This window comes from Pseudonocardia sp. UM4_GMWB1, from assembly GCF_017312155.1.
Taxonomy (GTDB): Bacteria; Actinomycetota; Actinomycetes; order Mycobacteriales; family Pseudonocardiaceae; genus Pseudonocardia; species Pseudonocardia alni.
In genome coordinates this window covers 2433905-2460650 of the sequence record NZ_QJPN01000001.1, presented here as the reverse complement: position 1 = coordinate 2460650, position 26746 = coordinate 2433905, and the positions used below count along the sequence as shown (strand labels likewise).

25 protein-coding genes and 1 riboswitch are annotated in these 26746 nt (G+C 76.2%); of the genes, 8 read left to right on the top strand and 17 right to left on the bottom strand.

What is annotated here, in order from left to right:
- Window positions 1–28: 28 nt before the first annotated feature.
- Together DMP15_RS11965 and DMP15_RS11960 are read left to right on the top strand one after the other, a co-directional pair.
- Entirely contained in the window at window positions 29–736 is a 708-nt protein-coding gene (locus tag DMP15_RS11965; RefSeq protein WP_304580035.1) for a 4'-phosphopantetheinyl transferase family protein, read from the top strand.
- A 7-nt stretch (window positions 737–743) separates the two neighbouring features.
- Window positions 744–2204, top strand: a complete 1461-nt coding sequence (locus tag DMP15_RS11960) for a DNA polymerase IV (protein WP_337825897.1) — start codon at window positions 744–746, stop codon at window positions 2202–2204.
- A gap of 19 nt (window positions 2205–2223) precedes the next feature.
- Here DMP15_RS11960 and DMP15_RS11955 read toward each other — a convergent pair whose 3' ends face one another.
- The 9 genes from DMP15_RS11955 to DMP15_RS11915 all read right to left on the bottom strand — a co-directional run bounded on the left by DMP15_RS11955 (window position 2224) and on the right by DMP15_RS11915 (window position 12484).
- Window positions 2224–2595: a hypothetical protein gene (locus tag DMP15_RS11955; RefSeq protein ID WP_337825896.1), complete on the bottom strand. Its 372-nt coding sequence runs from the start codon at window positions 2593–2595 to the stop codon at window positions 2224–2226.
- Window positions 2596–2630: 35 nt separating this feature from the next.
- A riboswitch (cobalamin riboswitch) is annotated at window positions 2631–2816 on the bottom strand.
- Window positions 2814–4403, bottom strand: coding sequence for a chloride channel protein (locus DMP15_RS11950; RefSeq protein ID WP_100878161.1), 1590 nt, complete (start codon window positions 4401–4403; stop codon window positions 2814–2816). Its footprint overlaps the riboswitch before it by 3 nt.
- Window positions 4400–4909 carry a MarR family winged helix-turn-helix transcriptional regulator gene (locus DMP15_RS11945; protein WP_337825895.1) on the bottom strand — a complete coding sequence of 170 codons (510 nt, stop codon included), beginning with the start codon at window positions 4907–4909 and terminating at the stop codon, window positions 4400–4402. Before DMP15_RS11945 ends, DMP15_RS11950 begins: the two co-directional genes overlap by 4 nt.
- Window positions 4910–4961: 52 nt before the next feature.
- Window positions 4962–6182, bottom strand: a complete 1221-nt coding sequence (gene cobA, locus DMP15_RS11940; protein ID WP_073574297.1) for a uroporphyrinogen-III C-methyltransferase — start codon at window positions 6180–6182, stop codon at window positions 4962–4964.
- Window positions 6179–6679 (bottom strand): cobalamin biosynthesis protein, encoded by a 501-nt coding sequence (locus tag DMP15_RS11935; protein WP_337825894.1) that lies wholly within the window; start codon window positions 6677–6679, stop codon window positions 6179–6181. Before DMP15_RS11935 ends, cobA begins: the two co-directional genes overlap by 4 nt.
- Window positions 6680–6732: 53 nt before the next feature.
- On the bottom strand, window positions 6733–8097 hold the full coding sequence (locus tag DMP15_RS11930) for a cobyrinate a,c-diamide synthase (protein WP_337825893.1): 1365 nt from the start codon (window positions 8095–8097) through the stop codon (window positions 6733–6735).
- Complete coding sequence (cobO, locus tag DMP15_RS11925) at window positions 8091–8705, bottom strand: cob(I)yrinic acid a,c-diamide adenosyltransferase (RefSeq protein WP_073574299.1); 615 nt, start codon at window positions 8703–8705, stop codon at window positions 8091–8093. The genes DMP15_RS11930 and cobO overlap by 7 nt, the downstream gene beginning before the upstream one ends.
- A 12-nt stretch (window positions 8706–8717) precedes the next feature.
- Window positions 8718–10958: a putative cobaltochelatase gene (locus tag DMP15_RS11920; RefSeq protein WP_337825892.1), complete on the bottom strand. Its 2241-nt coding sequence runs from the start codon at window positions 10956–10958 to the stop codon at window positions 8718–8720.
- Window positions 10955–12484 carry a cobyric acid synthase gene (locus DMP15_RS11915; RefSeq protein WP_073574442.1) on the bottom strand — a complete coding sequence of 510 codons (1530 nt, stop codon included), beginning with the start codon at window positions 12482–12484 and terminating at the stop codon, window positions 10955–10957. Before DMP15_RS11915 ends, DMP15_RS11920 begins: the two co-directional genes overlap by 4 nt.
- A gap of 58 nt (window positions 12485–12542) precedes the next feature.
- Here DMP15_RS11915 and DMP15_RS11910 point away from each other — a divergent pair, with 58 nt between their 5' ends.
- Window positions 12543–13424, top strand: a complete 882-nt coding sequence (locus tag DMP15_RS11910; protein WP_073574301.1) for an SURF1 family cytochrome oxidase biogenesis protein — start codon at window positions 12543–12545, stop codon at window positions 13422–13424.
- 427 nt (window positions 13425–13851) lie between these two features.
- Here the strand turns inward: DMP15_RS11910 and DMP15_RS11905 are convergent, their stop codons facing one another.
- Entirely contained in the window at window positions 13852–14814 is a 963-nt protein-coding gene (locus DMP15_RS11905) for a cobalamin biosynthesis protein (RefSeq protein ID WP_337825891.1), read from the bottom strand.
- Between the two features lie 59 nt (window positions 14815–14873).
- Here DMP15_RS11905 and DMP15_RS11900 point away from each other — a divergent pair, with 59 nt between their 5' ends.
- Window positions 14874–15506, top strand: a complete 633-nt coding sequence (locus DMP15_RS11900) for a flavin reductase family protein (protein WP_073574303.1) — start codon at window positions 14874–14876, stop codon at window positions 15504–15506.
- Between the two features lie 13 nt (window positions 15507–15519).
- Here DMP15_RS11900 and DMP15_RS11895 read toward each other — a convergent pair whose 3' ends face one another.
- Window positions 15520–17217, bottom strand: coding sequence for an AMP-binding protein (locus DMP15_RS11895; RefSeq protein WP_100878169.1), 1698 nt, complete (start codon window positions 17215–17217; stop codon window positions 15520–15522).
- Window positions 17218–17434: 217 nt separating this feature from the next.
- On the opposite strand from DMP15_RS11895, the gene DMP15_RS11890 reads away from it, so the two are divergent.
- Complete coding sequence (locus DMP15_RS11890; RefSeq protein WP_337825890.1) at window positions 17435–18088, top strand: hypothetical protein; 654 nt, start codon at window positions 17435–17437, stop codon at window positions 18086–18088.
- Window positions 18089–18329: 241 nt separating this feature from the next.
- A complete protein-coding gene (locus tag DMP15_RS11885) occupies window positions 18330–18755 on the top strand; it encodes an SsgA family sporulation/cell division regulator (RefSeq protein WP_179762318.1) in 426 nt (141 codons plus the stop codon).
- Window positions 18756–18832: 77 nt separating this feature from the next.
- Here DMP15_RS11885 and DMP15_RS11880 read toward each other — a convergent pair whose 3' ends face one another.
- Entirely contained in the window at window positions 18833–19372 is a 540-nt protein-coding gene (locus tag DMP15_RS11880; protein WP_337825889.1) for a DUF5709 domain-containing protein, read from the bottom strand.
- Between the two features lie 172 nt (window positions 19373–19544).
- Here DMP15_RS11880 and DMP15_RS11875 point away from each other — a divergent pair, with 172 nt between their 5' ends.
- On the top strand, window positions 19545–20129 hold the full coding sequence (locus tag DMP15_RS11875) for a TetR/AcrR family transcriptional regulator (protein ID WP_301548936.1): 585 nt from the start codon (window positions 19545–19547) through the stop codon (window positions 20127–20129).
- On the opposite strand, the gene DMP15_RS11870 is transcribed toward DMP15_RS11875, so the two are convergent.
- The 4 genes from DMP15_RS11870 to cobF form a co-directional block, all read right to left on the bottom strand.
- A complete protein-coding gene (locus DMP15_RS11870) occupies window positions 20119–21102 on the bottom strand; it encodes an SDR family NAD(P)-dependent oxidoreductase (protein WP_337825888.1) in 984 nt (327 codons plus the stop codon). The two genes, DMP15_RS11875 and DMP15_RS11870, sit on opposite strands and share 11 nt — an antisense overlap.
- 40 nt (window positions 21103–21142) lie before the next feature.
- Window positions 21143–22804 carry a hypothetical protein gene (locus DMP15_RS11865; protein ID WP_337825887.1) on the bottom strand — a complete coding sequence of 554 codons (1662 nt, stop codon included), beginning with the start codon at window positions 22802–22804 and terminating at the stop codon, window positions 21143–21145.
- A gap of 404 nt (window positions 22805–23208) precedes the next feature.
- On the bottom strand, window positions 23209–23700 hold the full coding sequence (locus DMP15_RS11860) for an SRPBCC family protein (protein ID WP_161151342.1): 492 nt from the start codon (window positions 23698–23700) through the stop codon (window positions 23209–23211).
- A 30-nt stretch (window positions 23701–23730) separates the two neighbouring features.
- Complete coding sequence (gene cobF / locus DMP15_RS11855) at window positions 23731–24537, bottom strand: precorrin-6A synthase (deacetylating) (protein ID WP_161151341.1); 807 nt, start codon at window positions 24535–24537, stop codon at window positions 23731–23733.
- Between the two features lie 211 nt (window positions 24538–24748).
- Here cobF and DMP15_RS11850 point away from each other — a divergent pair, with 211 nt between their 5' ends.
- Window positions 24749–25939 (top strand): glycosyltransferase family 4 protein, encoded by a 1191-nt coding sequence (locus DMP15_RS11850; RefSeq protein ID WP_337825886.1) that lies wholly within the window; start codon window positions 24749–24751, stop codon window positions 25937–25939.
- A 35-nt stretch (window positions 25940–25974) separates the two neighbouring features.
- Here the strand turns inward: DMP15_RS11850 and DMP15_RS11845 are convergent, their stop codons facing one another.
- Window positions 25975–26745, bottom strand: coding sequence for a fumarylacetoacetate hydrolase family protein (locus DMP15_RS11845; protein WP_073574312.1), 771 nt, complete (start codon window positions 26743–26745; stop codon window positions 25975–25977).
- Window position 26746 lies beyond the last annotated feature (1 nt).

Below are 26746 nucleotides of genomic sequence, written 5' to 3'. Positions count from 1 at the left end.
GCGGGGGCGTCGTGGAAGGCTGGACGCCGTGACCGTCACCGTCTGGTGGGCCGCCCCGGCCGATCCCGGCGACCGCGCCGACCTCGTCGCACTGCTGGACGCCCATGAACGTGAGCGGCTCCTCGCACTGCGCAGGCACGAGGACCGCGCCCGCTACCTCGCCGCGCACGCCCTGGCCCGGCTCGTGCTCGCCGAGCGGCTCGACACCGACCCCGCCGCGCTCGTCCTGGACCGGACCTGTCGCTGCGGAGAGCCGCACGGCAAGCCGCGCCTGGCCGGGCGCGGCGACGACCCCGGCTTCTCGCTGACCCACTCCGGCGCGCTGGTCGGCGTCGCGGTCGGGACCGGCCCGGTCGGCGTCGACGTCGAGGCGCACCGCCCGCTGTCCGGCCTCGACGGCCTCGTCCGGCACGCCCTCTCCCCCGCCGAGCTCGCCGCGGGCACGCCCGACGGCACCGGGTTCCTGGTCACCTGGACCCGCAAGGAGGCGCTGCTCAAGGCCACCGGCGAGGGCCTGTCGAGCCCGATGGACGCGATCACGCTGTCCCCGCCGCACGCCCCGGCCCGGGTGCTGGGCTGGACCGGCACCGGCGGGAACTGGTGGGTCGCCGACGTCGCCACCGGCCTCGACGACCACCCGGGCGCCGTCGCCGGGGCGGGGCCGGTGGCCCCGGTCGTCACCGTCGCCGACGGCGACGCGGTCCTGTCGGTGCGCCGGGGCACGATGCACGGGTGATGGTGAGGTGACCGCGGCGGCCGACCGCTGGGTGCTGCATCTCGACATGGACGCGTTCTTCGCCTCGGTCGAGCAGCTGACCCGGCCCACCCTGGCCGACCGGCCGGTCCTGGTCGGCGGCGCGGGACCGCGCGGCGTCGTCGCGGGGGCGAGCTACCAGGCGCGGGTGTTCGGGGCCCGCTCGGCGATGCCGATGGGGCAGGCGCGGCGGCGCTGCCCGCACGCGACCGTCCTGCCGCCCCGGTTCTCGCTGTACAAGGCGCTGTCCGAGGAGGTCATGGCCGTCCTCGGCGAGTTCTCCCCGGTGCTCGAGCCGGTGTCGGTCGACGAGGCGTTCGTGGAGCCGCCCGACCTCGTGGGGGCCTCCCCGGACCGGGTGCGGGAGTGGGGCACCCGGCTGCGCGGCGCGGTGCGCGAGCGCACCGGGCTGCCCGCCTCGGTGGGGGCCGGGTCGGGCAAGCAGGTCGCGAAGATCGCCTCCGAGCTGGCCAAGCCGGACGGGCTGCGGGTGATCGCCCACGCCGAGCAGGCCGCCGTGCTCGACCCGCTCCCGGTGCGGTCGCTCTGGGGCATCGGACCGGTCTCCGGCGAGGCGCTGCGGAAGATCGGGATCGAGACGATCGGACAGCTCGCCGCGATGGACGCCCGCGAGGTCGCCGGGGTGCTGGGCGGTGCCGTCGGGTCCGAGCTGCACCGCCTGGCCCGCGGTGTCGACGACCGTCCGGTCGCCCCGCGCGGCGCGGCCAAGCAGATCAGCGCGGAGACGACCTTCGACACCGACCTGACCGCGATGAGCGCGGTGCACACCGCGGTGGAGTCGATCTGCGTCGCCGTGCACCGGCGCCTGGTCGCCGACGGCCGGACCGCCCGCACCGTCACGGTGAAGGCGCGGACCGGGGACTTCGCCACCCACACCCGGTCCGAGACGACCCCCTTCGGGACCCGGGACCTGGCGACCCTGGTCGCGGTGGCCCGACGGCTGGCCGAGGGCGCCGTCGGCGAGGGCGGGGTGCGGCTGCTGGGGGTGTCGGTGTCCGGCTTCGGCGACGAGCCGCCACTGGCGCTGTTCGACGCGGTGCCCTCGGAGAGCGGGTGGACGACGGCCCAGGCCCCCGACTCACCGCCCGCGACCGCCGGCCCGGCCGCCGCGGCGGGGGCGACCGTGCTCGACGCATCCCCGGAGAACGACGCAGCCGGCGGGGCCGGCGCGACCGAGGAGCCCGGCGACGCGGTCGGGCCGCTCCGCCCGGACCGGCCCGACCGCGAACCCAACCCGGACCGGCCGTGGCGCGCCGGCGACGACGTCGCCCACCCCGAGCACGGCCACGGCTGGGTCCAGGGCGCCGGGCACGGGCGGGTCACCGTGCGGTTCGAGACCGCGCTCACCGGCCCCGGACGCACCCGCACGTTCGACGCCGCCGACCCGGACCTCACCCGGGCCGACCCGCTGGGCAGCTGGCGGGCCTGAGCCCGGGCCCCGGGTGGGTTCAGCCGATCAGCGGGCTGCGGTGCGGCGGTGCGACGCGGCTGCCCTCGGCGATCCGGGCGCGCAGCGCGGGAGCGGTGCGGGCCAGCCCGTCGAGGACGGCGCCGAGCGCGGCGTCGGCCGCGGGGTCGCCCCCGACCAGCAGCACCGCGGCCTCGGCGGGCCCGGCGGCGGCCCAGGCCCCGATCCGGGCGACGGCGTCGCGCGGCGTGACCGGCTCGACCCGCCACGCCTCGGCGTAGAACAGGGCGGTCGACTCGGCCTGCGGGAAGGCGAAGACCGTCCCGGCCTCCGCCAGCAGGTCGTGCGCACCCGTGCGGGGCGCGTCGTCGCCGGACGGATCGGTACCGAGCACCACCAGGTCGTGGCTCATCGCATGTCCTCCTCGAGGGTCCGCGCCCTCATCAGTGGGAATCCGCGACGACGGGCAGTGTCCTGGCTCCCGGATCGGTACGCCCTCCCCGGCCTTCCCACCCTCGCGGGCGGTGGCGCCGGTGTGGGGAGGGCACTCCCCGGTGACAGTGGCGGGACCGCGCCGGACTCGCACCGGCTTCCTGTTCGTCGTCGGCCGGAGCCCATCACGCGACCGGGTCAGCGGTCAACCGTCCCGCGCCCGGCCACTCCCCGCAGATGGTCGAGCAGGTCGTGCTCGGTCAGCGTCCCGAGCAGCGGCCCGTCCGGCCCCTCCCGCACGGGCAGCGCCGCACCCCGGTGCGCGGCGAGCACCCCGAGGACGTCGTGCACGGAGCCGTCCGGGTCCAGGACGGGCAGCTCCGGGTCGGGCGTCGTGCCGTCGGCGGGCCGCATCACCTGGGCGACGACGACCCGGCGCAGCGCCTCGTCGGTCGGGGTGTCGGCGGCGAGGTCGATCCCGCGTCGCAGCAGCTTGAGCGTGTAGATGTTGTCCCGCGACACCAGGTTGGACAGGCCGGTTGCCAGGACGACGGCGGCCATCAGCGGCAGGATCAGGGCGTAGTCGCCGGTGAGCTCGAACACGATGAGCACCGCGGTGATCGGGGCGTGCGCGGCCCCCGCGAACACCGCCGCCATGCCGACCAGGCCGAACGCGCCGGGGTGCAGGTCGAGCGCCGGGAACAGGGCCGCGGCGGCGTAGCCGAAAGCGGTCCCGGCGGTGCCGCCGACGAACAGCGACGGCGCGAAGACCCCGCCGGACCCGCCGATGCCGATGGTGAGACTGGAGGCGAGGATCTTCCCGACGACGAGCAGGAGCAGGAACCCGACGACGTACCGGCCGCCGATCGCGGCCTCCAGCACCGGGTAGCCCACGCCGTACATCTGGGGCAGCGCCAGCAGCAGCCCGCCGAGCAGCAGCCCGCCGACGGCCGGGCGCAGCCATTCCGGGCCGCGCCAGACGGCGTCGCAGGCGTCCTCGACGGCGTAGAGGATGCGGGCGAAGGCCCAGCCCAGCAGCCCGGCGAGCAGCCCGAGCAGCGCATAGAGCGGCAGCTGGGCGGGGCTGCCCAGGTCGAAGTGCGGCAGGGTCAGGATCGCGCGGTCCCCGGCGATCACCTCGGCGACGACGTTCGCGACCACGGAGCTGATCACCAGCACGCCGAAGGCCTCGGCGCTGAACGACCGCAGGATCAGCTCCAGGCCGAACACCACCCCGGAGATCGGGGCGTCGAACGTCGCGGAGATCCCGCCCGCGGCGCCGCAGGCGACCATCAGGACCAGCCGGGTGGCGGGCACCCGCAGCCACTGCCCGATGGCCGAGCCGAGCGCGGAGCCGATCTGCACGATCGGGCCCTCCCGGCCGACGGAGCCGCCGGTGCCGATGCAGATCCCCGACGCGAGCGCCTTCACCGCGGCGACGGTGGCCGGGATCCGCCCGCCCCGGCGCGCGACGGCGAGCATCACCTCCGGCACCCCGTGCCCGCGGGCCTCCGGCGCGAACCGCTGGACCAGCGGGCCGTACACGAGGCCGCCGAGCACCGGGGCGACGAGCAGGAACCAGACCCCCAGCCCGGGCAGGTGCGGCGAGGCGACCCGGCCGGCGTCGGAGAAGTCCTCCCGGCCGGTGACCAGCCAGGTGACACCGAGGATCAGCTCGTGGAACAGCACCGACCCGATGCCGGCACCGATCCCGATGACCGTCGCCAGGCCGACGAGCCCCGGCCGGGTGCCGACGAGCGCGCGGTGCAGCGCGCGGACCGCGGTCACCGGGCACCGTCCTCGGCGGGCACGGGCGCGACGGCCCAGTCGGTCTCGCCGACCTCGCCCGCGGCCTCCGCGAAGCGGCGCAGCGCGTCGCGGACCGCGGTGCGCTCGGCGGCGGGCAGCGTCGCGAGCAGCCGGTGCATCTCGGCGCGGCGCAGCCGGGTGACCTCGTCGACGAGCGCCCGCCCGGCCGGGCTGAGCGCGACGGCGACCTCGCGGCGGTCGTCACTGGTGCGGGTGCGCGCGACGAGGCCGCGGGTCACCAGCCGGTCGCACATCCGGGTCGCCGTCGACGCCGACACGGTCAGCGCCCTGGCCAGGTCGGCCGGTCGCCGGGTGCCGTACTGGGCCAGCACGACGAGCGCGCGGTACTGGGGCAGGGTCACGTCGCCGGCCGTGTCACCGCCGGTGTGCTCGCCCGCGGCGGCCAGGGACCGGGCCACCACGGAGAGCATCGCCCGGCTCGCGGTCATCACCGCGTCGACGACGTCATCGATCTCGTCCGTCACGCCCGCGATCGTTGCATATTGCAAACTTGCAATGTGCAACGAGTTGCCGGGGTCACCCCCCGACGGGCGCCTGCAACCCCGCGACGGGCCCGATCACGACGATCGCCGGCGGGCTGATCTCCTGCTCGGCCGCGACCTGCTCGGCGGTCTCCAGGGTGGCGCGCACCGATCGCTCGATCCGGGTGGTGCCGTCCTGCACGATCAGGACCGGGGTGTCGGCGGGCCGGCCGTGGGAGATCAGCGCCTCGGCGAACTTCCCGAGCCGCTCCACGGCCATCATCAACACGATCGTGCCGGTCATCCGGCCCAGCGCGGTCCAGTCGGTGAGGCTGCGCGGGTCACCCGGCGCGACGTGCCCGGACACGACGACGATCTCGTGCGCGACCCCGCGGTGACTCACCGGCGTGCCGGCGACGGCCGGTGCGGCGAAGGCGCTGGTGATGCCCGGGACGACGGTCACCGGCACCCCGGCCGCGGCGCACGCCTGGACCTCCTCGAACCCGCGGCCGTAGACGAACGGGTCGCCGCCCTTGAGGCGGACCACGAACTTCCCGGCCCGGGCGTGGGAGATGAGCAGCTCGTTGATCCGCTCCTGGGCCATGGCGCGGCCGTAGGGGATCTTGGAGGCGTCGATGACCTCGACCTCGGGGGACAGCTCGTCGAGGATGTCGCGCGGGCCGAGCCGGTCGGCGACGACGACCTCGGCGCGGGACAGCAGCCGCCGTCCGCGCACGGTGATCAGCTCCGGGTCGCCCGGACCGCCACCGACCAACGCGACACCGGCCTGCGGGGGCTCGGCCGACTCGTCGACGACACCGGCGGCCAGCGCCTCGACCAGCGCGGTGCGCACGGCCGCGGACCGCCGGTGCGCGCCCCGGGCCAGCACGCCGACGGTGAGCCCGTCGTAGCCGCCGGTGGCAGGGGTGACCGCGGTGCCCTTGTCGCCGTCGTCGGCGCGGACGCAGAACACGCGGTCCCGCTCGGCCTCGGCGACGACGGCGGCGTTGGTCGCGGCCTCGTCGGTGGCGGCGATCGCGTACCAGGCGCCGGCGAGGTCGCCGTCGGTCCAGCGGCGGGCCGTCCAGGTGATCTCCCCGGCCGAGGCCATGCCCTCGACCGCCGGGGTGACCTCGGGCGAGACGACCTCGACGACCGCTCCCGCGGCGATCAGGCGGGCGACACGGCGCTGGGCGACCTGTCCCCCACCGACGACGACGGCCCGGCGGCCGGCCAGGTCCAGCCCGACCAGGTACTGCTCGTGGTGCGCGTTCAACGACGTTCCTCTCCCGGACTCCGACGCCCGGCGGTGGCAGCGGTTCCCTGCGCGGGCCCCCCGCTCGACGGCGACGCCGGACGATAGCCGGGCCCGCATGTTTCGGAGGAGACCCCGGAGGGCAATCCCACATCCGCCGATCCGGCGGCCACGGCGATGGTGACGCCCTGACCAGCGGTCTTACCGACGACCAGGTGGGCCCCGTCGCCGGCGGCGAGCAGCGCGGCGGCCTCTGCGACCGACGAGGTCCCGACGGCCGCGGCCACCCGGGCATCCGGCCGCGGCACCGCGACCGCGGCCAGCGCGGCGGCCGCGAACCCGTGCGGCTCCCGCGGTGCGACGGCCGCCCGCAGCCCCGGTTCCGACACCCGCCGGTCCAGCGTGGCGACGACGGCGTCCCCGAGCTCCAGCCCGTGCGCGGCGGCGACCCGGTCCAGCAGCGCGCGCACCGCGGCCTCGGACGTGCCCGGCCGCAGCCCCACCCCGACGGTGACCACCGGCCGTGGAGCGGAGCGCTCGGCCCGCGGAGGCTCCGCTCCCCGGCCGGTGATCATGCGAGCGCGGCCGGGGCCCCGGCGCGGGCCGCCGCGACGAACCGGGCGACGGCGCCGGGCCCCCCGGCCGGGTGGGTGTGCAGGAACGACGCGTGCACCCGGGCGTCGACGTAGCCCTCCGGCTCGCCGCCGCGCCACGCCCAGGCGGGGGCGGCCCCGGCCCGCGGGGTGACCGCGCACCGGTGGAACTCGTGCGCCCCGGCCCGCTCGCCCGCCGCGAACAGTGGCGACGCCGACACCGCGACCGCGTCGCGGTAGCCGAGCGTGAGCCGCGGGGTCATCCCCGCCGACGCGTCGAGGACCCCGCACATCGGCGTCCCGTCGAGGTCGCGGCACAGGTACAGCAGCCCGCCGCACTCGGCGTGCACCGGCGCCCCGGACGCGGCCAGCGCGGCGACCTGCGCCCGCAGCGGCGCGTTGTCCCCGAGCGCGCCGACGTGCTCCTCGGGGAAGCCGCCGGGCAGCACGAGCGCGGCCGTGCCCGCCGGGAGCGCGGGGTCGCGCAGCGGGTCGAAGGTCACCACGTCGGCACCGGCCGCGCTGAGCAGCTCGGCGTGCTCGGCGTAGCCGAACCCGAAGGCCGGGCCTCCCGCGAGCGCGACCACCGGACGTCCCGGGACCGGGTCCGTCCCGAGCTCGGCCGCCGGGTCCCAGACGGGTCCGTCGGGCAGCGGGCGGGCGAGCGCGAGGACGGCGTCGAGGTCCACGTGCTCGGCGACGAGCGCGGCCATCGCGTCCACCGCGGCGGTCGCGGCGGAGCCGTGCTCGGCGGCGGTGACCAGGCCCAGGTGCCGCGAGGGCACCGCCAGCTCGGCCCGGCGCGGGACCGCGCCCAGCACCGGGAGCCCGACCTCCTCGGCCGCGGCCCGGCAGACCTGCGCGTGCCGGTCGGACCCGACCCGGTTCAGGATCACGCCGGCGACCTGCACGGAGTCATCGAAGCTGCGGAAACCGTGCAGCAGCGCGGCCAGCGACCGGGACTGCCCCCGGACGTCGACGACCAGCACCACCGGCGCGCCCAGGGTCGCCGCGACCTGTGCGGTGGACCCGGCGCCGTCGGCGATGCGGCCGTCGAACAGGCCCATCACCCCCTCGACGACGGCGACGTCGGCGTCCCGGGCGCCGTGCCGGGCCAGCGGCGCGAGCCGGTCGGCGCCCTGCAGGACGACGTCGAGGTTCCGGCCCGGGCGGCCCGCGGCGAGGGTGTGGTAGCCGGGGTCGATGTAGTCCGGCCCGATCTTGAACGGCGCGACCCGGGTGCCGCGCCGCGACAGCGCGGCCATCAGCCCGGTCGCGACCGTGGTCTTCCCGCTCCCCGACGACGGCGCCGCGACGACCAGCGCGCGGGCCGTGGTCACCACTCGATCCCCCGCTGACCCTTCTGCCCGGCGTCCATCGGGTGCTTGACCTTCGTGGTCTCCATGACCAGGTCGGCGGCCTCGACCAGGGCCTGCGGGGCGTCCCGGCCGGTGATGATCACGTGCTGCTGCCCGGGCCGGTTGACCAGCACGTCGACGACCTCGTCGACGTCGATCCAGCCCCACTTGAGCGGGTAGGTGAACTCGTCGAGCACGTAGACGCGGTGCGCCTCGGTCCCGATCCGGCGGCGGATCTCGGCCCAGCCCTCGGCGGCGTCGGCGGCGTGGTCGGTCTCGGTGCCGGCCTTGCGCGACCAGGACCAGCCCGAGCCCATCTTGTGCCACTCGACGGGCCCGCCCTGCCCGGTCCGGGAGTGGACCTCGCCCAGGGCGCGGAACGCCTCCTCCTCGCCGACCTTCCACTTCGCGGACTTGACGAACTGGAACACCCCGATCGACCAGCCCTGGTTCCAGCCGCGCAGCGCCATCCCGAACGCGGCGGTCGACTTCCCCTTCATCACCCCGGTGTGCACCACCAGCAGCGGCCGGTTGCGACGCTGGCGGGTGGTGAGCCCGTCGGTGGGCGTGACGGACACCTGTCCCTGCGGCACGGTGGTCTCCTCTCAGGCGGCGCGGGCGGACCGGGTCTCCCGGACCAGGTCGCCCACGCTGTCGGCGGTCAGCTCGTCGAGGGTCACCAGCTCGCCGCCCGCGGCGGCGGCGAGCGGCGCGGCGAGCCCGAGGCGGACGTGGCCCGCCTCGCAGTCGACGACGACGGTGTGCACCCCGTCCGCGGCCAGCAGCCCGGCGGCGCGGCGGGAGTCGGCGACGGGGTCCCCGCCGTCGCGGGCGGCGACGGTGGCCCGCCCGTCGGTGAGCAGCACGACCAGCGGGCGGCGGCGCGGGTCGCGGCGGCGCTCGGCGTCGAGCACGGCGCGGGCCTTGAGCAGCCCACCGGCCAGCGGGGTCCGCCCGCCGGTGCGCAGCCGGGACAGGCGCTGCTGGGCGGTCGGCACCGACGACGTCGGCGGCAGCGCGAGCTCCGCCTCCCGGGCCCGGAAGGTGACCAGCCCGACCTTGTCCCGGCGCTGGTAGGCGTCGCGGAGCAGGCCCAGCACGGCCCCCGAGACGGCGGTCATCCGCCTGCGCGCGGCCATCGAGCCGGACGCGTCGACGACGAACAGCACCAGGTTCCCCTCGCGGCCCTCCCGCTCGGCGCGGCGCAGGTCGTCGCGGTGGACCAGCAGGCCCGGCCCGCGGCGCCCGCGCCCGGCCTGGTGCGGCGCGGCGGCGAGCACGGTCGCGGGCAGGTGCAGGTCCGCGGCACGGGTGGCCCCGGCCCCGGACGGACGGACGACGCGACCGGCGTCGGTGCGGGCCCGCGATCGACGGCCCGGCGCGCCCGCGCCCAGCCCGGGGACGGTGAACTTACGGACCGTCGCCCGGTGCAGCCGCGCGGCGTCCCCGACGACGACGGCCCGGCCGTCCCCGCCGTCGCCGCCGGCCGGGGCCTCCGCGGTCTCCGGGGCCCGGTCGTCGCCGGGCGTCGCCGGGTCGGTGGCATCGTCCCCGCCGTCCCCGCCGTCCCCGCCGTCCCCGCCGTCGGTGCCGGGAGCCTCGGCGCGCTCACCGGCGCCGGTCCCGCCGTCGCCGCGCGGGTCGCCGCCGACGGGGGGCGTGTCCCCGGTCCGGTCGGCGTCGTCGGGCTCCTCGCCGGCGTCGGGGCCGTCCGGACCGTCCTGCGGCTCGGCCGGGTCGTCGGGGCCGGGGCCGCCAAGGTCCGGGTCGTCGTCGGGGTCCGGGTCGTCCTCGGGGCCCAGGTGGTCCTCGGCGTCGGCGAGGGCGCGGTCCAGCTCGGCCGGGTCCAGGCCGGGCTCGTCGAACGGGTCGCGACGACGGCGGTGCGGCAGCGCGAGCCGGGCGGCGACACGCACGTCGTCGGCGGTCACCGCGTCGCGGCCCTCCCAGGCGGCGTGCGCGGCCGCGGCCCGGGTGATGACCAGGTCGGCACGCATGCCGTCGACGTCGAACCGGGCGCACACGAACGCGATCCGCCGCAGCTCCCGGTCGCTCACCGCGACGGCGGAGACGTGGGCCTGCGCGGCGCGGAGCCGGGCCGCGGTGGCGGTCTCGTCCGGGGCGAAGCGGGCGACGAACCCGGCCGGGTCGTCCTCGAACGCCATGCGCCGCCGCGTCACCTCGACCCGGGTGTCGACGTCGCGGCTGGCCCGCACCTCCACGGTCAGACCGAACCGGTCGAGCAGCTGCGGGCGCAGCTCGCCCTCCTCCGGGTTCATCGTGCCGACCAGCAGGAACCGGGCCGCGTGCGAGACGGAGACGCCGTCGCGCTCGACGTGCGCGCGGCCCATCGCGGCGGCGTCGAGCAGCAGGTCGACGAGGTGGTCGTGCAGGAGGTTGACCTCGTCGACGTAGAGCACCCCGCGGTGGGCGTCGGCGAGCAGGCCGGGCTGGTAGGCGCGGCGGCCCTCGGACAGCGCCTTCTCCAGGTCGAGCGAGCCGACCAGGCGGTCCTCGGTCGCGCCGACGGGCAGCTCGACCAGCCGGGCCGGGCGACGCCCGCCCGCGGCGCCCGCCGGGTGCGGGCCGTCCGGGCAGGACGGGTCCGGCGCGGCGGGGTCGCAGCCGAACCGGCAGGCGTCGACGACCGCGTGCGAGGGCAGCAGCGCGGCCAGCGCGCGCACCGCCGTGGACTTCGCGGTGCCCTTCTCCCCGCGCACCAGGACACCACCGACACCCGGGTGCACGGCGTTGAGCAGCAGCGCCAGCCGCAGGTCGTCGTGGCCGACGACGGCGGAGAACGGGAAACGGGGAGGTCCGGCGGCGGGGGCGGTGCTCGTGCTCACGCGGGTGAGGCTGCCAGACCGGAGGTCAGCACCGGGAGGTCCGGCGGCGCACCGTGTCCGATCACATGTTCAAGTGAGGACGTGTCGAGGTGGTGTTCGACCAGGTCGGCCAGCAGATCCACCTGCCGGGTGCGCTCGGCCGCGAACGACGTGTCCTGCGCCACCACGAACCCGGTCCGTCCCGCCACGTCGGCGAGGCGGGTGAGCAGCAGCCGCCGGAAGCCGTCGTTCTCGGCGAGGCCGTGCCAGTGCGTGCCCAGGACGTTGCCGCGGTCGCTGCCCTCGTCCCCGATCAGGCCGGGGTCGCCGGAGCGCACGACGCGGCCGTGGTGGATCTCGTAGCCGGTGACGGCCTCGCCCCACGCCGTCGCGGTGGGGGTGGCGAGGTGCTTGACCGGGTCGAACGCGATCTCGAGGTCCAGCAGCCCCAGCCCGGCGACGGTCGTGCCGGGAGCGGCCTCGGCGCCGTCCGGGTCGGAGACCGTGTGCCCGAGCATCTGGTACCCGCCGCAGATCCCCAGCACCGGGCGCCCGGCCGCGGCGTGCGCGCGCACGGCGTCGGCCATCCCGGACGCCCGCAGCCAGGCCAGGTCCGACACGGTCGCCTTGGTCCCGGGCAGCACGACGACGTCGGTGTCGGCGATCCGCGACGGCTCGGTCACGTACCGCACGGCGACGCCCGGTTCGCAGGCCAGCGCCTCGGCGTCGGTGGCGTTGGAGATCCGCGGGAACCGGACGACGGCGACCCGCAGCCACTGCCCGCCGCGCGGTGGGGCCGGGCGCCCGAGCACCCCGTCGGCGACGGCCGAGAGCGAGTCCTCGGCGTCGAGCCAGAGGCCCTCGGCGAAGGGCAGCACGCCCAGCGTCGGCCGCCCGGTGAGCTCGCGCAGCCGGTCGAGGCCGGGTTCGAGCAGGCGGGGGTCCCCGCGGAACTTGTTGATGACGAAACCGGCGATCAGCGCCTGGTCGGCCGGGTCGAGCACGGCGAGGGTGCCGAACAGGTGCGCGAGCACCCCGCCGCGGTCGATGTCGCCGACGACCAGCACCGGCAGGTCGTTGCGCCGGGCGAAGCCCATGTTGGCGAGGTCGGTGGCCCGCAGGTTGATCTCCGCGGGCGAGCCCGCTCCTTCGCAGACCACGACGTCGTGGCGGGCGCGCAGCCGGGCCAGGGAGTCGGCGACGACGTCGGACAGCGCCGCGGTGCGGTGCCGGTAGGACAGCGCCGACACCTGGCCGTCGGCGCGGCCGCGCACGACGACCTGCGAGGTCCGGTCCCCGCCGGGCTTGAGCAGCACCGGGTTCAGGTCGACCGAGGGGGCGATGCCGCTGGCGAAGGCCTGCATCGCCTGCGCGCGGCCGATCTCGCCGCCGTCCGGGGTGACGACCGAGTTGTTGCTCATGTTCTGCGCCTTGAACGGCGCCACCGAGACGCCGCGCCGGTGCAGCCACCGGCAGATACCGGCGACGACGGCGCTCTTGCCCGCGTCCGACGTCGTCCCCGCCACGAGGACCGCTCCCTGAACCACCACGGCGGGCAGTATCGCCCCGGCGGGACCGTCCGCGGGCGCGGCTACCCTGGGCCGCGTGCGTTTCCTGCTGCGTCCCGGGTGGATCGCGTTCGTCGTCGCGGTGCTGGCCTTCGCCGTCGCCTGCTACACGCTGCTCGCGCCGTGGCAGTTCGACCGGGAGTCCGAGCGCTCCGCGCAGAGCCGGGCCATCGCCACCGCCGACGCGACCCCCGCCGTCGGGTTCGACACGCTCGTCCCGCCGGGCACGGCGATCGGCGCGGACGACCAGTGGCGCCGGGTCACCCTGGCCGGCACCTTCGACCGTGCCGCGGAGACCCTGGTCCGCCTGCGGGTCGTCGACGGCGCACCCGCCTTCGAGGTGCTGACGCCGCTGCGGCTCACCGACGGCCGGACCGTCGTGGTGAACCGGGGGTCGGTCCCGGCCGCGGACCGGGGCGCCGTGCCCGGCTACGCCGCCGCGCCCGCCGGCCCGGTGACGGTCGAGGGCAGGCTGCGCCTGGACGAGACCGACCCGCAGGGCCGCCCGCCGCTGGTCGAGAACGGCACCCGCCAGGTCTACGTGTCGGACTCCCGCTCGGTCGCCGCCGCCACCGGCCTGACGCCGGTCGAGGGCGTCGTCGTGCTGGAGGCCGGCCAGCCCGGCGTGCTGGACCCGATCCCGGTCGAGCCGGTCGGGGGCGGAGCGCCGTTCAGCAACTTTTCCTACGCCCTGCAGTGGCTGACCTTCGGCGCCGTCGCCCTGGTCGCCCTGGTGCTGTTCATCCGACTGGAACTGTTGCAGCGCAGCGGGAAGCGCGAGAAGGCGGGCAGCCTGCGGGACCAGCTCTCCGGCCGAGACGGCTTCGGCGACGAGCCCGTCCCCGCCGACCGTGCCGACGACAGCGCCCCCGGCACCACCCGCGACGCCGCCGCCGGGTCCGGTCCGGGCTCGGGCTGATCCCGCACCGCGCCACACCCGTCGCGGGCCGCCGCCCTGCGCGGTCCCGAGGTGCCACGTGAGTGCGCCGCGCCGGGCTCCGGGGCGCGGTTGCGCAGGGCTCCGGATGCCGCGACCCTTCGCCCCGGCCGAGTTCGCTCACCCGGTCAGCGGATTCACCCGTCCGACATGGTGGCCCGCCGGCCGTTCCCCGCCGGCCGCGCGCCGGGCCGCCCCCACCGGGACGGCTCTCTCCGAACTCGCTTACCTGGTAAGCGAATTCCCACGATCCACCCTCACCGACCGGGTAGGCGTGGAGATCGGCCGGACCCACCGGGACCCGGGCGGTGGGCCGCCGGGGCCACCCGAACAGACCCGCTGTCGCCGGAGACAGTTCACGCGGTGAACGGACTCCGGGCGCCACAGCACCGCGGCCGGGCCGACCGGCTCAGCCGCGCCGCCGCCCCAGCACCGCCGCCGTCGCGACGGCGAGCAGCCCGGCCGCCCCTGCCACCAGCCGGGACAGCCGCGCGACGCGGTGCAGGTCGGCCACCCGGGGCGGGTGCCCGTCGCCGAGCGACGGGCGGTCCTCGGTTCCGTAGGCGTAGACCGTCGGCCCGCCCAGACGCAGCCCGAGCGCGCCGGCGGCGCTCGCCTCGACCGGGCCGGCGTTCGGGCTGGGGTGCCCGGCGGCGTCGCGGCGCCAGGCCCGCAGCGCGGACGCCGGCGAGCCGCCCACCAGCGGCGCGACGGCCACCGTGACCACCGCGGTGACCCGGGCCGGGCCCAGGTTGACCACGTCGTCGAGACGGGCCGAGGCCCACCCGAAGCGGGCGTGCCGGGCGGAGCGGTAGCCGACCATCGCGTCGAGGGTGTTCACCGCTCGGTAGCCCAGCAGCCCCGGGATGCCGGCGACCGCGCCCCACACCAGCGGCCCGACGACGGCGTCGGAGGTGTTCTCGGCCAGCGACTCGGTCCCGGCGCGGGCCATGCCGTCGGCGTCGAGCAGCTCCGGGTCGCGCGCGCACAGGTGCGGGATCCGGGCGCGGGCGGCGGCCAGGTCACCGGAGTCGAGCGACGCGGCCAGCGCGGCACTCTCCCCCACCAGCGAGGTCCCGCCGAGCACGGCCCAGGTGGCGACGGCGGTCAGCCCGGCCCGCACGACGGGCTCGGCCCGGGCCCCCGCACGCGTCGCGGCCGCCTCGGCGACCACCCCCGCCGCGACCACCGCCCCGACCAGGATCGCGGTGTAGGCCACCCCGGGTGCGACGGCGTCGTGGTGCATCCGGCCCTCCAGCCGGGCGGCGAGCGCGCCGAAGCCGGCGACCGGGTGGCCCCGGCGCGGGTCGCCGAGCAGTGCGTCGGCGACGATCCCGGCGGCCAGTCCGGCCGCGCGGCCACGTGTTCCCATGCGCCGAACCTAGAGCGGCGCGCGCGCAGGGTGCGGGCAGGCCGGGCAGGATCATGGGCATGCGCACGGACCTCAAGCCGGACGAGATGGGCAGCGGCCCGTTCTACAAGCTCCTGACCAGCGTCGTCGTCCCCCGACCCATCGCCTGGGTCTCCACCCGCTCGGCCGACGGCGTCGACAACCTCGCCCCGCACTCGTTCTTCACGGTGTCCTGCGTGGACCCGCCCATGATCCAGTTCACGTCGGTCGGGAAGAAGGACTCGCTGCGCAACGTGTCGCAGACCCGCGAGTTCGTCGTCTGCCTGGCGAACGAGCCGATGTTCGAGCGGATCAACGCGACCGGCACCGACTTCCCCGCCGAGATCAGCGAGTTCTCCTCGGTCGGGCTGACCGCCGAGGCGTCCTCGGTCGTGGCGCCGCCGCGGGTCGCCGAGTCACCGGTGGCGCTGGAGTGCGTGCTGCACGCGAACATCGAACTCGGCAACTCGACCGTCGTCATCGGCCGGGTCGTGCACGCCGCGATCGAGGAGAGCGTGTTCGTCACCGACGAGCGCGGCAACTCCCTGCCCGACGTCCGCCGGCTCGCCCCGCTGGCCCGCCTGGGCCGCAACGAGTGGTCCCGGCTGGGTGAGATCCTGGAGATCACCCGCATCCCCTACCAGCAGTGGCCGGGTCACTTCGGCGAGCAGTGACCCGGCCCGCCGGTCAGAGGGTGTACTCGGTGGGCGGCGTGGCGGCGGGGTCGGCGTGGATCTCGCCCTCCCGGCCGCGCAGCTCCACCCGGCGGATCTTCCCGGAGATCGTCTTCGGGAGCTCGAAGAACTCGAGGCGGCGGATCCGCTTGTAGGGGGCGAGGTTGTCGTAGGCGAACTGCAGGATCGCCGTCGCCGTCTCCTCGGTCGGCTCGTGACCCGTGGCGAGCACCACGTAGGCCTTCGGCACGGCGAGGCGGACCGGGTCCGGGGACGGCACGACCGCGGCCTCGGCGACCGCCGGGTGCTCGATCAGCACGCTCTCCAGCTCGAACGGGCTGATCCGGTAGTCGCTGGCCTTGAACACGTCGTCGGCCCGGCCGACGTAGGTGATGTAGCCCGACTCGTCGCGGGAGCCGACGTCGCCGGTGTGGTAGTACCCGCCGGCCATGGCCTCGGCGTTGCGCTCCGGGTCGTCGGCGTAGCCCACCATCAGCCCGGTCGGGCGGTGGTCGAGGTCCAGGCAGATCTCGCCCTCGTCGGCGACCTTCCCGGTGGTCGGGTCGACCAGCGCGACGACGAACCCGGGGATCGGCCTGCCCATCGAGCCCGGCTTGACCGGCTGCCCGGGCGGGTTGCCGATCTGCACCGAGGACTCGGTCTGGCCGAACCCGTCGCGGATGCGCAGGCCCCACGCCTTCTCGACCTGCTCGATGACCTCGGGGTTGAGCGGTTCCCCCGCCCCGACGACCTTGGACGGCGGCGTCGCCAGCCCGGACAGGTCGGCCTGGATGAGCATCCGCCACACCGTCGGCGGGGCGCAGAAGCTCGTCACCCCGCAGGAGTCCAGGACCGACAGGACGGACTCGGCGTCGAACCGGGCGTAGTTCATGACGAGCACGGTCGCCTCGGCGATCCACGGCGCGAACACGTTGGACCAGGCGTGCTTGGCCCAGCCGGGCGAGGAGATGTTGAGGTGCACGTCGCCGGGCTCGAGGCCGATCCAGTACATCGTCGACAGGTGCCCGACCGGGTAGGACGTGTGGGTGTGCTCCACCAGCTTCGGCTTGGCGGTGGTGCCGGAGGTGAAGTACAGCAGCAGCGTGTCCGACGCCTTCGTGGCGCCGTCCGGGGTGAACTCGGCGGCGGCCGAGTAGGCCTCGCCGGTGTAGTCGCGCCAGCCCGCCACGGCGCCGCGGACGGCGATACGGGTGTAGTCGCCGTCGACGTCGTCGAACTTGCCGGCGTCCTCCGCTCCGACGACGACGTGCGCGGCCCGCCCGCGGTCCACCCGGTCCTGCAGGTCGGCCGGGGTGAGCAGGGTGGTCGCGGGGATGACGACGGCGCCCAGCTTCATCGCCGCCAGCAGCGTCTCCCACAGCTCCAGCTGGTTGCCGAGCATGAGGATGATCCGGTCGCCCCGGGCGACGCCCTGCTCCCGCAGCCAGTTCGCGACCCGGTTGGACCGCTCGGACAGCTCCGCCCACGTCCAGTGCGCCTGCGAACCGTCCTGTTCGACGATCCACAGTGCCTTCCGCGCGCCCCGCTCGGGGTCGGCCGCGACGACGTCGAAGTGGTCGAGCGCGAAGTTGAACTCCTCGAGCTCCGGCCAGCGGAAGTCGCGGTAGGCCGTGTCGTAGTCCTCGCGGTGGGTGAGCAGGAAGTCGCGGGCGGCGAGGAACTTCTCCGTCGCCGGGCTGCCGGTCGCCATGGGGTGCACCTCGGTGGGCTCGTGCGGGGGGCCCGTGCCCCGGGCCCGTCGTGCGGGGCCGCCCGTGCGGCCGTACCGCGACCCTAGTCACTCCACCGGCGCCCCGGCAGTGCGCGACGGCCGCTGCCGGTCGGGCACCGACCGTGCGGCGCCCATCACGCGATGGTGGCGGCGAGGTCGGCCCGCCCGGGCGGGCCGGTGATCGTAAGGTGCCCGCGTGACCGCGCCGAACCTGCCGAAGGTGCCGACCCCCGACGTGTCGGTGTCCCGCCTGCGGGTGGGCCGGTACGGGCCGCGGCTGCTGCTGCGCGGCGTGCTCGTGGGGCTGGCGCTGCTGATCCTCGTGCTGCTGCTGGCCGGCTGCGGCAACGGCGAGCTGCCCGCGGCGTGGCGCACCCCGTCGCCGGTCCCGACGACGTCGCCGACCGCCACCCCGACACCGACCCCGACGCCCACGCCGACGACCCCCACGCCGAGCCGCACCGCCGACCCGTCCCGCACGACCGCCGCGCCCGCACCCGGGCGCGGCGGCACCGACGGCGGCGGCACCGGGCCGGGCCGCACCGGCGCCCCGGGGGCCGCCGCGGCGGCGTCGCCGATGTGGCCCGCGGGCGACGCGGCGACCGCGAAGCGGATGCAGCAGCAGGCCGACGCCGGCGGCGACCCGTGGCTGCTCGACCCGGAGGAGGTCACGATCTCCTACGTCGGCAGTGAGCTCGGCTACCGGAACCCGACCGTCACCCGCCTCGGCAACGGCGTGTACGCCGCCACCGACGGCCGGTCGGCGCAGCGCTCGACGATCCGGCTCACCCAGCCGGTCCGCTCCGGCACCGGCGGGATCTGGGTGGTCGACCGCGTCGACCGCGGCTGACGGGACGGTCGGCCGCACCGCACCCTGCGTCACCGGGTCTCGTACCGGACGGCGTCTCTCGCCGGAACCCGGCCTCGCGTTACACCCTTTGCGCGACTTGGGTACCGTGAGGTGAATGACAGTTGGCGCGAACGGGTGAAACCCGGTGCCGGGTGCAGCGTCCGGGCCCGTTCCGACGATGTTCCGTGTGAGGCCGTCGCGGTACCGCGGCGGTCGGGGGGTCCAGGAGAGGCGGAGCACGATGGCCAGCGAGTCGGTCCAGCAGGACGTCTTCACCGTGTTGCACGGGCAGGCGTCGCCGATCGTGAGCCGCTGGGCGTACCGCGCCGCGGACCCGTTCGCGATCTCGTTCTCGGTGCGCCGGTCGTCCGACCGCTGGATCGAGTGGCTCGTGGCCCGCGACCTGGTGATCGAGGGCCTGACCACGCCCACCGGCATCGGTGACATCCGGATGGCGCCGCGGCGCATCGACGGCTATGACGTCGTCGAGCTGGAGATCCGCTCCGACGGCGGGTCCGCCGTCCTGGAGGTCGACCGCGACCTGCTGGCCCAGTTCGTCGACTCGACGTTGGAGATCGTCGACCTCGGCGAGGAGCACGACCACCTCGACCTCGACGGCGCCATCGCCCGGCTGACCGGCAGCGCGGCGGGCCCCACCACCCCCTGAGCGCACGCTCCCACCCACGACGAGGGCCCCGGACCGCGCGACGCGGTACCGGGGCCCTCGTGTGTGCCGGGTGACGCTCAGCTGTTCTGCTCGGCCCACTCGGGGTCGGTCGAGGCGTCCCACTCGGCGTCGGCCGCCGCCTCGTCGGCGTGGTCGGCGTCGCGGGCGAGCTGGTCGCTGACCTCCGGGTCCCCGACCGGTGACTCGTCGACCACCGGCACGATGCCTTCGTCGACATCGTGCACGGCGGCCTCCTCGGCACTTGCCGCGCCGCCGTCGACGCCCACGTCGGTCCCGGCGCCGTCGACAGCCGGGTCGCCCGCCGCGGAGTCGGCGGCGGCGGTCAGCCGGCCGGAGCGGCCCGGGTCTCCCTCGGACAGCTCGTCGGGCAGCTCCCGGGCCAGTCGCGCCTCGTGCGACTCGCCCTCCTCCTGACCCGCCGCGGTCACCGCGTTGTCCTCGACGCCGTAGGGGCGGTCCGGCGGGACGTAGCCGGAGTCCAGCGGGTCGGTGTCCGACGGACCGGTCAGCGCCTCGTCGGTGTCCAGCTGCATCGCCGACGCCATGTCCGGCGCCTCTGGCTGGAACTCGTTCTCGTCACCTGAAGCGGATGCCATCGGTCGCGGGTCTCCTCGGTCTGGCCATGTGTCGGGCGGTGTTCGGTATCGACCGTGCGTACCCCGCGTCGCGCCGCGCCATGCGCCGGCGCCCGGACGCTACGGTCGCCGACACCGGACCCGCCGTGGCCGGTTCCCGCGCCGCACCCGTCGTACGAAGGAGCACTCCCCCGTGACCGCCGCCCCGTCCGCCCGTTCCGGTGACGGCACCCGCCGCGCCCTGCTCGCCGCAGCCGCGGACCTGTTCACCGAGCACGGCTACGACCGCACCTCGGTCCGCGCGATCGCCGACCGGGCCGGGGTGAACCAGGCGCTGCTCTTCCGCTACTTCGGCAGCAAGGACGCCCTGTTCGCCCGGGTCGCCGCCGAGCGTGCCCTCGCCGTGCTGCACGACGGCCCGCCGGAGGAGCTCCTGACCCGCCTGCTGCGGTCGATCCTCGACGGCGGCGACGGGCCCGAGCGCGACCTGTTCGGGCCGGTCGTGCGCTCGGCCGGGACGTCGGAGGCGGCCGCGGCCGTGCGGGTGGAGCTGGCCGGGGCGTTCACCGAGGCGTTCGCCGAGCAGGCCGCCGGCGCCGCCGACCGGGCCGACGCCGAACTGCGCGCGGAGCTGGTCCTGACCTGGCTGCTCGGGCTGAGCCTGGTCCAGCCGCTGCTGCCCGGGGGCGCGGTCGGGCGGGCCGACCCGGACACGGTGCTGGACCACGTCACGCGCGCCGCCCGCACCCTCCTGGAGGCGCCCGGACTCAGCCGGTGAGCCGGTCCACCTCGGTGCGGAACCGCTCGCGCTGGGCCGGGGTCTCCCGGGTCCGCGACAGGTAGTGCGCCGGGCGCGGGGTGCGGTCGTGCCAGAACCGGCCGGTCCCGACCGCCGACGACGGCGCGGCCGCGAGCCACACCGCGGTGTCCGCGCCCTGGGCCGGGGTGCGCAGCACGGGGCCGACGACCTTGTCGAACAGCGGCAGCGACCCGGTGACGCCCGGGGTGCGGGCCCACCCGGGGTGCAGTGCGTGCACGGTGACGTGCCGGGGGGCCAGCTCGTCGGCGAGCAGCCCGGTCAGGACGACCTGCATCCGCTTGGTGCGGGCGTAGGCCGCGGTGCCGCCGTAGTCACCGGTGCGGAACTGCAGGTCGTCGTCGCGCAGGGGCTGGGCGTACATGCCGCCCGAGGACATGATGATCACCCGGGAGTCGGCTCCGGACCGCTCGGCGCCGGCCGCGAGGGTGTAGGTGAGCAGCCGGGTCAGCAGCAGCGGTCCGAGGACGTGCACGGCCAGGGTCAGCTCGTTTCCCTCGGAGGTCTCGCTGCGCTCGGGCGGGAGCAGCCCGGCGTTGTGCACCAGCACGTCCAGCGCGTCGACCTCGGTGGCGAACCGGGTCGCGAACGCACGCACGTCCGCGAGCTCACCCAGGTCGCAGACCTGCACCGGGAGCCGGTCGCGGGACAGACCGGGTACCGCGGCCAGGATCCGGTCCTGCGCGGCGGCACCCTTGTCCCGGGAGCGGACGAGCAGGTGCACCGTCGCACCGAGGCGGACGAGCCCGGTCGCGATCGCCTCCCCCAGCCCGCCGCCCGCGCCGGTGACGAGCGCGGTGCGCCCGGTCAGGGCGCCGCGCGGCGGGTCGGCGCGGTCACCGCTCCAGCCCGGGCGCCGCAGCAGGTACCCGATCCGTGAGTAGCCGGGGACCAGGGTGCGGTCGAGGACGGTATCCAGAGCGCTGCCGAGCACGGACCGATCCGACCACAGCGCCGCGCCGCCCGCGCGTCGATCAGCCCTGCAGACCCGGACCGGAGACGTAGGGGGTGCCGGGGACGTTCGCCGTCGGGAGCTTCGGGACGGCGTCGGTGACCGGGTCGGCGGTGGAGATCCGCTCCATCGCACCGCAGCTGGACAGCGAGTACGACAGCGGGTTCACCGGCGGGGCGGTCGCCTTGTCGAAGCCGTGCTCGACCTTGCGGATCGACATGGTGCCGCCGGTGAGCTTGTACATGTTCCCCGACGGGTTGGGCGCCTCCAGGGTGCCGTTGCCGTTCTCGTCGACCTCCCACTCGCCGACGGTCTGGCCGCCGGGCAGCGGGTTGGTGCCGTCGAGGATGCAGGGGTTGTTGTTGGTGGCGCTGGAGGTCGCGCCGTAGAAGAACGACACGTAGCGGGCGTCCGGGTCCATGCCGGTCGCGGTGCCGGAGACGGTGTCGGAGTCGACGGTGGCGGTCCCGGCCACGCCGTCGGTGTTCTTCGACGCCAGGTCGACCTGCGTGGGCCCGGTGCTCGGTCCGCCGACGACCCCGGCCACGTCCGGCAGGCCGCCGAGACCCGAGTAGTCGGGCAGGCCCGCCGTGCGCGCGACGCCGGACAGGTCCGGCAGTGGGCCGTCCCTGCCGGTCAGCGGGGTGGTGTCGGGCAGGCCCGCGATCTCGTTGAGGCCTTCCAGCGGTCCGCCCGCGGTGAGGCCGGGGACGTCAGGGAGCTCGTCGGTGCTGCCGTCGGTGACGCCGGGGACCGACGGCAGGTCCGGCACGACGTCGCCGAGGCCGGTGAGGGTGTCGGTCGGGCCGGCCAGCGGGCTGTTGCCGGTGTCGGTGCCGACGACGGTGCCCGCGGCGCCCATTGCGGTGTCGACCAGCGAGCCGGCCTGCCCGGCGCCGGGCACCGAGGTACCGGCGTCGGACAGGGTCTGCGCCGGGTCGGGCAGCGACGTCAGGGGCTTCGTGGGGGTGTTCAGGTCGACGCCCTTGCCGAGGCCGCCCGTGAGGTCGCCGAGGCCGGGGACCGCGTCGAGCGGGCCGGTGGAGGGGCTGCCGGAGTCCTTCGTGCCCGCGGCCGGGGCTGCGGAGTCCGAGCCGCCCGAGTCCTCGCCGGCCGAGTCCTCGCCCGCGGAGTCCTTGCCGGCCGAGTCCTTGCCGGCCGAGTCCTTGCCGGCCGAGTCCTTGCCGGCCGAGTCCTTGCCGGCCGAGTCCTTGCCGGCCGAGTCGTCGCCACCGGACTCCTTGCCGGACGTCTCGCTCGTCGTCCCCGACCCCTGGTCCGACGAGTCCCCGCCCGAGGAGCCCGACCCCGGGCCGCCCGCACCCAGCACCGAGCCGACGACGTCCGCCCCGGTCACGAGGTCACCCAGCCCGCCGGAGGACCCCGACGAGGACTCGGATCCCGAGGAGCCGCCGGAACAGGAGCCGCCCACCGGGGTGGACCCGTCCGGGCAGTCCGCCGAGGTGCCGGAGGAACCGTCGTCGGACCCGGTGCCGGCGAACGCCGTCCCGGTCGTCGCGCCGGTGGTCAGCAGCAGCGCGGCGAGCGTCGCGGGGGCGGCGATCCGGCGCGCGGTGCCCGCGGAGGGAGCGGCGTGCCTGCGCCGCCCGCGGAGGGGCCGGCCGGCGGCCACCGCCGCGGCGACGCCGGTCGAACGGTGGCCGGTCCGGGTGTGCTTGCCCATCTCGAGCGGTCCTTCCGCCTCGCCGCGGGCGAGGGTGCTGGGGAGCGGTGGAGGACGGCGCGGGCACCGGCGTGGCCGGGGTGCGGGGGCACCCCTGGGGAGCGGCCGGATCGGGCCGGGTCACCCGGCTCGTCCGGTTCGGGACGTTACGAAACGGTGACCCGTCGAGGTTGCTTTTCTGAGAGCACCTCGGCGACCCGGGCGATCACGGGTCGACTCCGGACGCCGACTGACAGGGCGGCTGGACCGAACGGCTCAACGATCTACGACGAACACCCTCCGTGTTCTCAGGATCGCCGGAGACCCCCTTCGTTCAACGAGCGGGCGACGCCGGAGTGACGGGTCGTCGCAGAACGGCCACCGCTCGTACGTCCCGGCGCGTGGCCGCCACCCCGGACGGGGAACTAGCCGAGGCGCTCGCGGACGGCGTCGAGGTTGCGTTCCATCCCGGTCCGCCACTCCCGCAGCCGGCCCTCGACGATCCGCTCCTCCTTGTCCGGCCACCGCTCGATCGCCTGCGTGAGGCCCGACGGCCCGGGACCCATCCGGGCCCACTGGCGCAGCGCGGTCCCCTCGCCGTCGGGGGTGAGCTCGAAACGCCACACGGCCGTCGCCCCGCTCTCGTCACCGAGCCCGACCGTCCACTCGAACAGCCGCTCCGGCTCCCATCCGGTGACGGTGGAGACGGTGCTCCACTCCCCGATCGCGTCGTGGCGGTGGTGGCCGTGCAGCCGGGCCCCGAGGCCCGGCTCGTCACCCTCGCCCCACGAGGCGCGCTGCATCTCGGTCGACACCCGGGCCAGGAACGCCGGGTCGGTCACCAGCTCCCACACCGCCTGGGGCGGTGCGGCGACCCGGGCGGTGGCCTCGGTGGTGGGTCCGTCGGCGTAGCGCATGCGACCTCCTCGTCGTCGGGCCGCGGCGGGTCAGCGCTCGTCGGCACCCCGGCGCAGCAGGTAGGTGTCCATGATCCACCCCTTGTTCTCCCGGGCTTCGGCCCGGACCTTCAGGATCTCGTCGGTCACCTCGACGAGCGGCCCGGCGACGAGCAGCTCGTCGGGCGTACCCAGGTAGGCGCCCCAGAATATGTGCAGCTCACGGCGCTGCTCGTCGGGCAGCGTGGCGAAGGCGGTGCGACCGTCGAGCATCACGACGACGTCGTCGACGTCGGTGGGCATCCCCTCGGCGATCCGGCGCCCGGTGGTGATCAGGACGGGGCGCCCGACCCGGTTGAGGATCAGCCGGTGGGCGGCGGCGAGGGCGGCGACGCTGGAGATCCCGGCGACCGACTCGACCGACCACTGCTCCCCCGCGCCGTCGAGGACCCGGTCGAGCAGGCGCAGCGTCCCGTCGTAGAGGGAGGGGTCGCCCCAGACCAGGAAGGCGCCGGTCTGCCCGTCGGCCAGCTCGGCGTCGAGCATGTCGCGGTAGAGCCGGGCACGGCGGTCCTGCCAGTCGACGACGACGTCGCGGTAGCGCTCGTCGTCGCGCTCGACCTCGGTGCCGCGGTCCCGGCCCACCTCGGGCGCGGTGACCAGCCGGTACCCGCCGTCCGGGCGGTGCCGCCGCAGGAGCTCGGTGCGCAGGGCCAGCAGGTCGTCCTGCGACCCCCCGCCGTCGAGCCCCTTATCGATGACGAACACGACGTCGGCCCGTCGCAGGGCGCGGACCGCCTGGAGGGTGAGGTGGTCGGGGTCACCGGCCCCGATCCCGATCACGAGAACCGTGCGCACCGGAGTGACCGTAACGGACCCCGGGCGCTGCCCGGCACTCCCCCGATCGGCAGGCACCCCCCGCCCGGTGTCGCCCGATGCGCGCAGCGTCCGACCCCGTCACGCGACGTCGTCACTCGGTAGTGTCATGGTGACCGGCGAGCCACGACCGGGTCACCGGCCGACCGCCGAGGACCGACCCCGCAGCGCCACCCCGGGAGGCCACGTCACCGTGCCCACCAGCGATCACAGCAGCAGGACCCTGACGATCGGACACCTCGTCGAGTCGCTCGACGACCGCGGCGTCGCCGCCGCGCTCGGTGACCTCGCCGCCGCGGCCCCGGACGCCGGGTTCCGGGTGGTGGTCGTCGCGCTGGCCCCCTCCGGACACTCCGACGTCGCCGAGCGCATGGCCCGCGCCGGGGCACCACCGGTCGAGCTGAACGTCGCGCCGTGGGACCCGCGTGCCGTGCTGAAGGTCCTCGCCGCGTTCCGGGAGCACGGTGTCGACCTGGTGCACACCCACGGCGCCCGGCCCGACGTCGTCGGCTCCGCCGCCGCGGCCCGGCTGCGGGTGCCCGCGGTGTCCACGCTGCACCACATCCACGAGCACCCCGCCGACCGCGGCGACCAGTTGCGGCGGACCGCGAAGACGTTGGCGCGCAAGCGGTTCATGACCCGCACGATCGCGACGTCAGCCCTGCAGCGCGACTGGTACCGCCGCGCCGCCGGGTCCACCGAGGGCCTGTCGGTAATCCCGGACGGCGCCGCCGACCCGGGCGAGGGCACGCCCGAGGAGCGGGAGCGGCTGCGGCGCGGGCTCGGCGTGGACGACCACGAGGTCGTCGCCGTCTCGGTCGCGCCGATGCGCCGCGGCCAGGGGCAGGACATGCTGCTCGACGCCGTCGCCGGGATCGGACCGGACGAGCCGCTCACCGTGGTGCTCGGCGGCGACGGGCCGCTGCGGCCGTGGCTGGAGTCGCGCGTCGCCGCCGACGAGGCGCTGTCCGGCCGGGTGACGTTCCGCCGCAGCACCGACCCGGTCGCGCTGCTCCGCGCCGCCGATGTGCAGCTGCACACGACCCGGCACGACACGATGCCCCGCATGCTGCTGCTCGGCCACGGCACCGGGACCCCGGCGGTCGCGACGCGGGTCGGCGGGATCCCGGAGATCGTGACCCGCGAGACCGGCCTGCTGGCCCCGGTCGACGCCACCCGGATCGCCGACGAGCTGGTGCGGCTGACCCGCGACGCCGACCTGCGTGCCCGGCTCGGGGGCGGGGCCCGGCGGCGGTTCCTCGACCGGTTCGCGGCGGCACCGTGGGCGGTCCGGCTCGGTGACGTCTACCGCAGCGCGGCCGGGGTGGCGGGCGCGCCCGCTCCCGCCGAGCTGGACACGCCGGAGCCGGTGGGCCGGGGCTGAGCCGGGCCGGCTGCGGCGGTCCGCGCCGGGCCGGCTCAGTGCACGACGGGCGCGGGCCGCTCGGCGACCGGGTTCTCCAGTGTCCCGACGCCGTCGATCTCGACGGTGACCCGGTCCCCCGCGGTCATCGGCCCGACCCCGCCGGGGCTGCCGGTGAGCACGACGTCACCGGGCTGCAGCGTGATCCAGCGGGTCACGTGGGCGAGGATCCGCGCGACGTCGAAGATCATCGCCCCGGTGTCGGACTCCTGGACGGTGCGGCCGTTCAGCGTGGTCCGCAGCCCCCACGGGCCCGCGCCCGGCTCGGTCTCGATCCACGGCCCGAGCGGGCAGAAGGTGTCCGCGCTCTTCGCCCGCGCCCACTGCCCGTCGGCGCGGTAGTCGTGCGCGGTGACGTCGTTGGCGCAGGTCAGGCCGAGCACATGCGACCAGGCGGTGCGTTCGTCCAGGTCACGGGCCCGGCGGCCGATCACCACCGCGAGCTCGCCCTCGTACTCCAGCCGTTCCACCCCGGCCGGGCGCAGCACCGGCTCCCCCGGTCCGACGACGGCGTTGGGCGCCTTGAGGAACAGCGCGGGCCGCTCCGGGCGGGGACGCCCCTTCTCGGCGAGCTGGCAGGGGTAGTTGCTCCCGACGCACACGATGGTGCGGGGGTCGCAGGGGGCGAGCAGGACGACCTCGGCGAGCCGCCCGGCGACCGCCCCCGGCCCGGACGGGCCCAGCTCGCGGACGACGTCGCCGTCGCCGCCGGTCTCGACCCGCCCCGTGCGCGGGCCCTGGCCGGAGTCGTAGCGGACCAGTCGCATC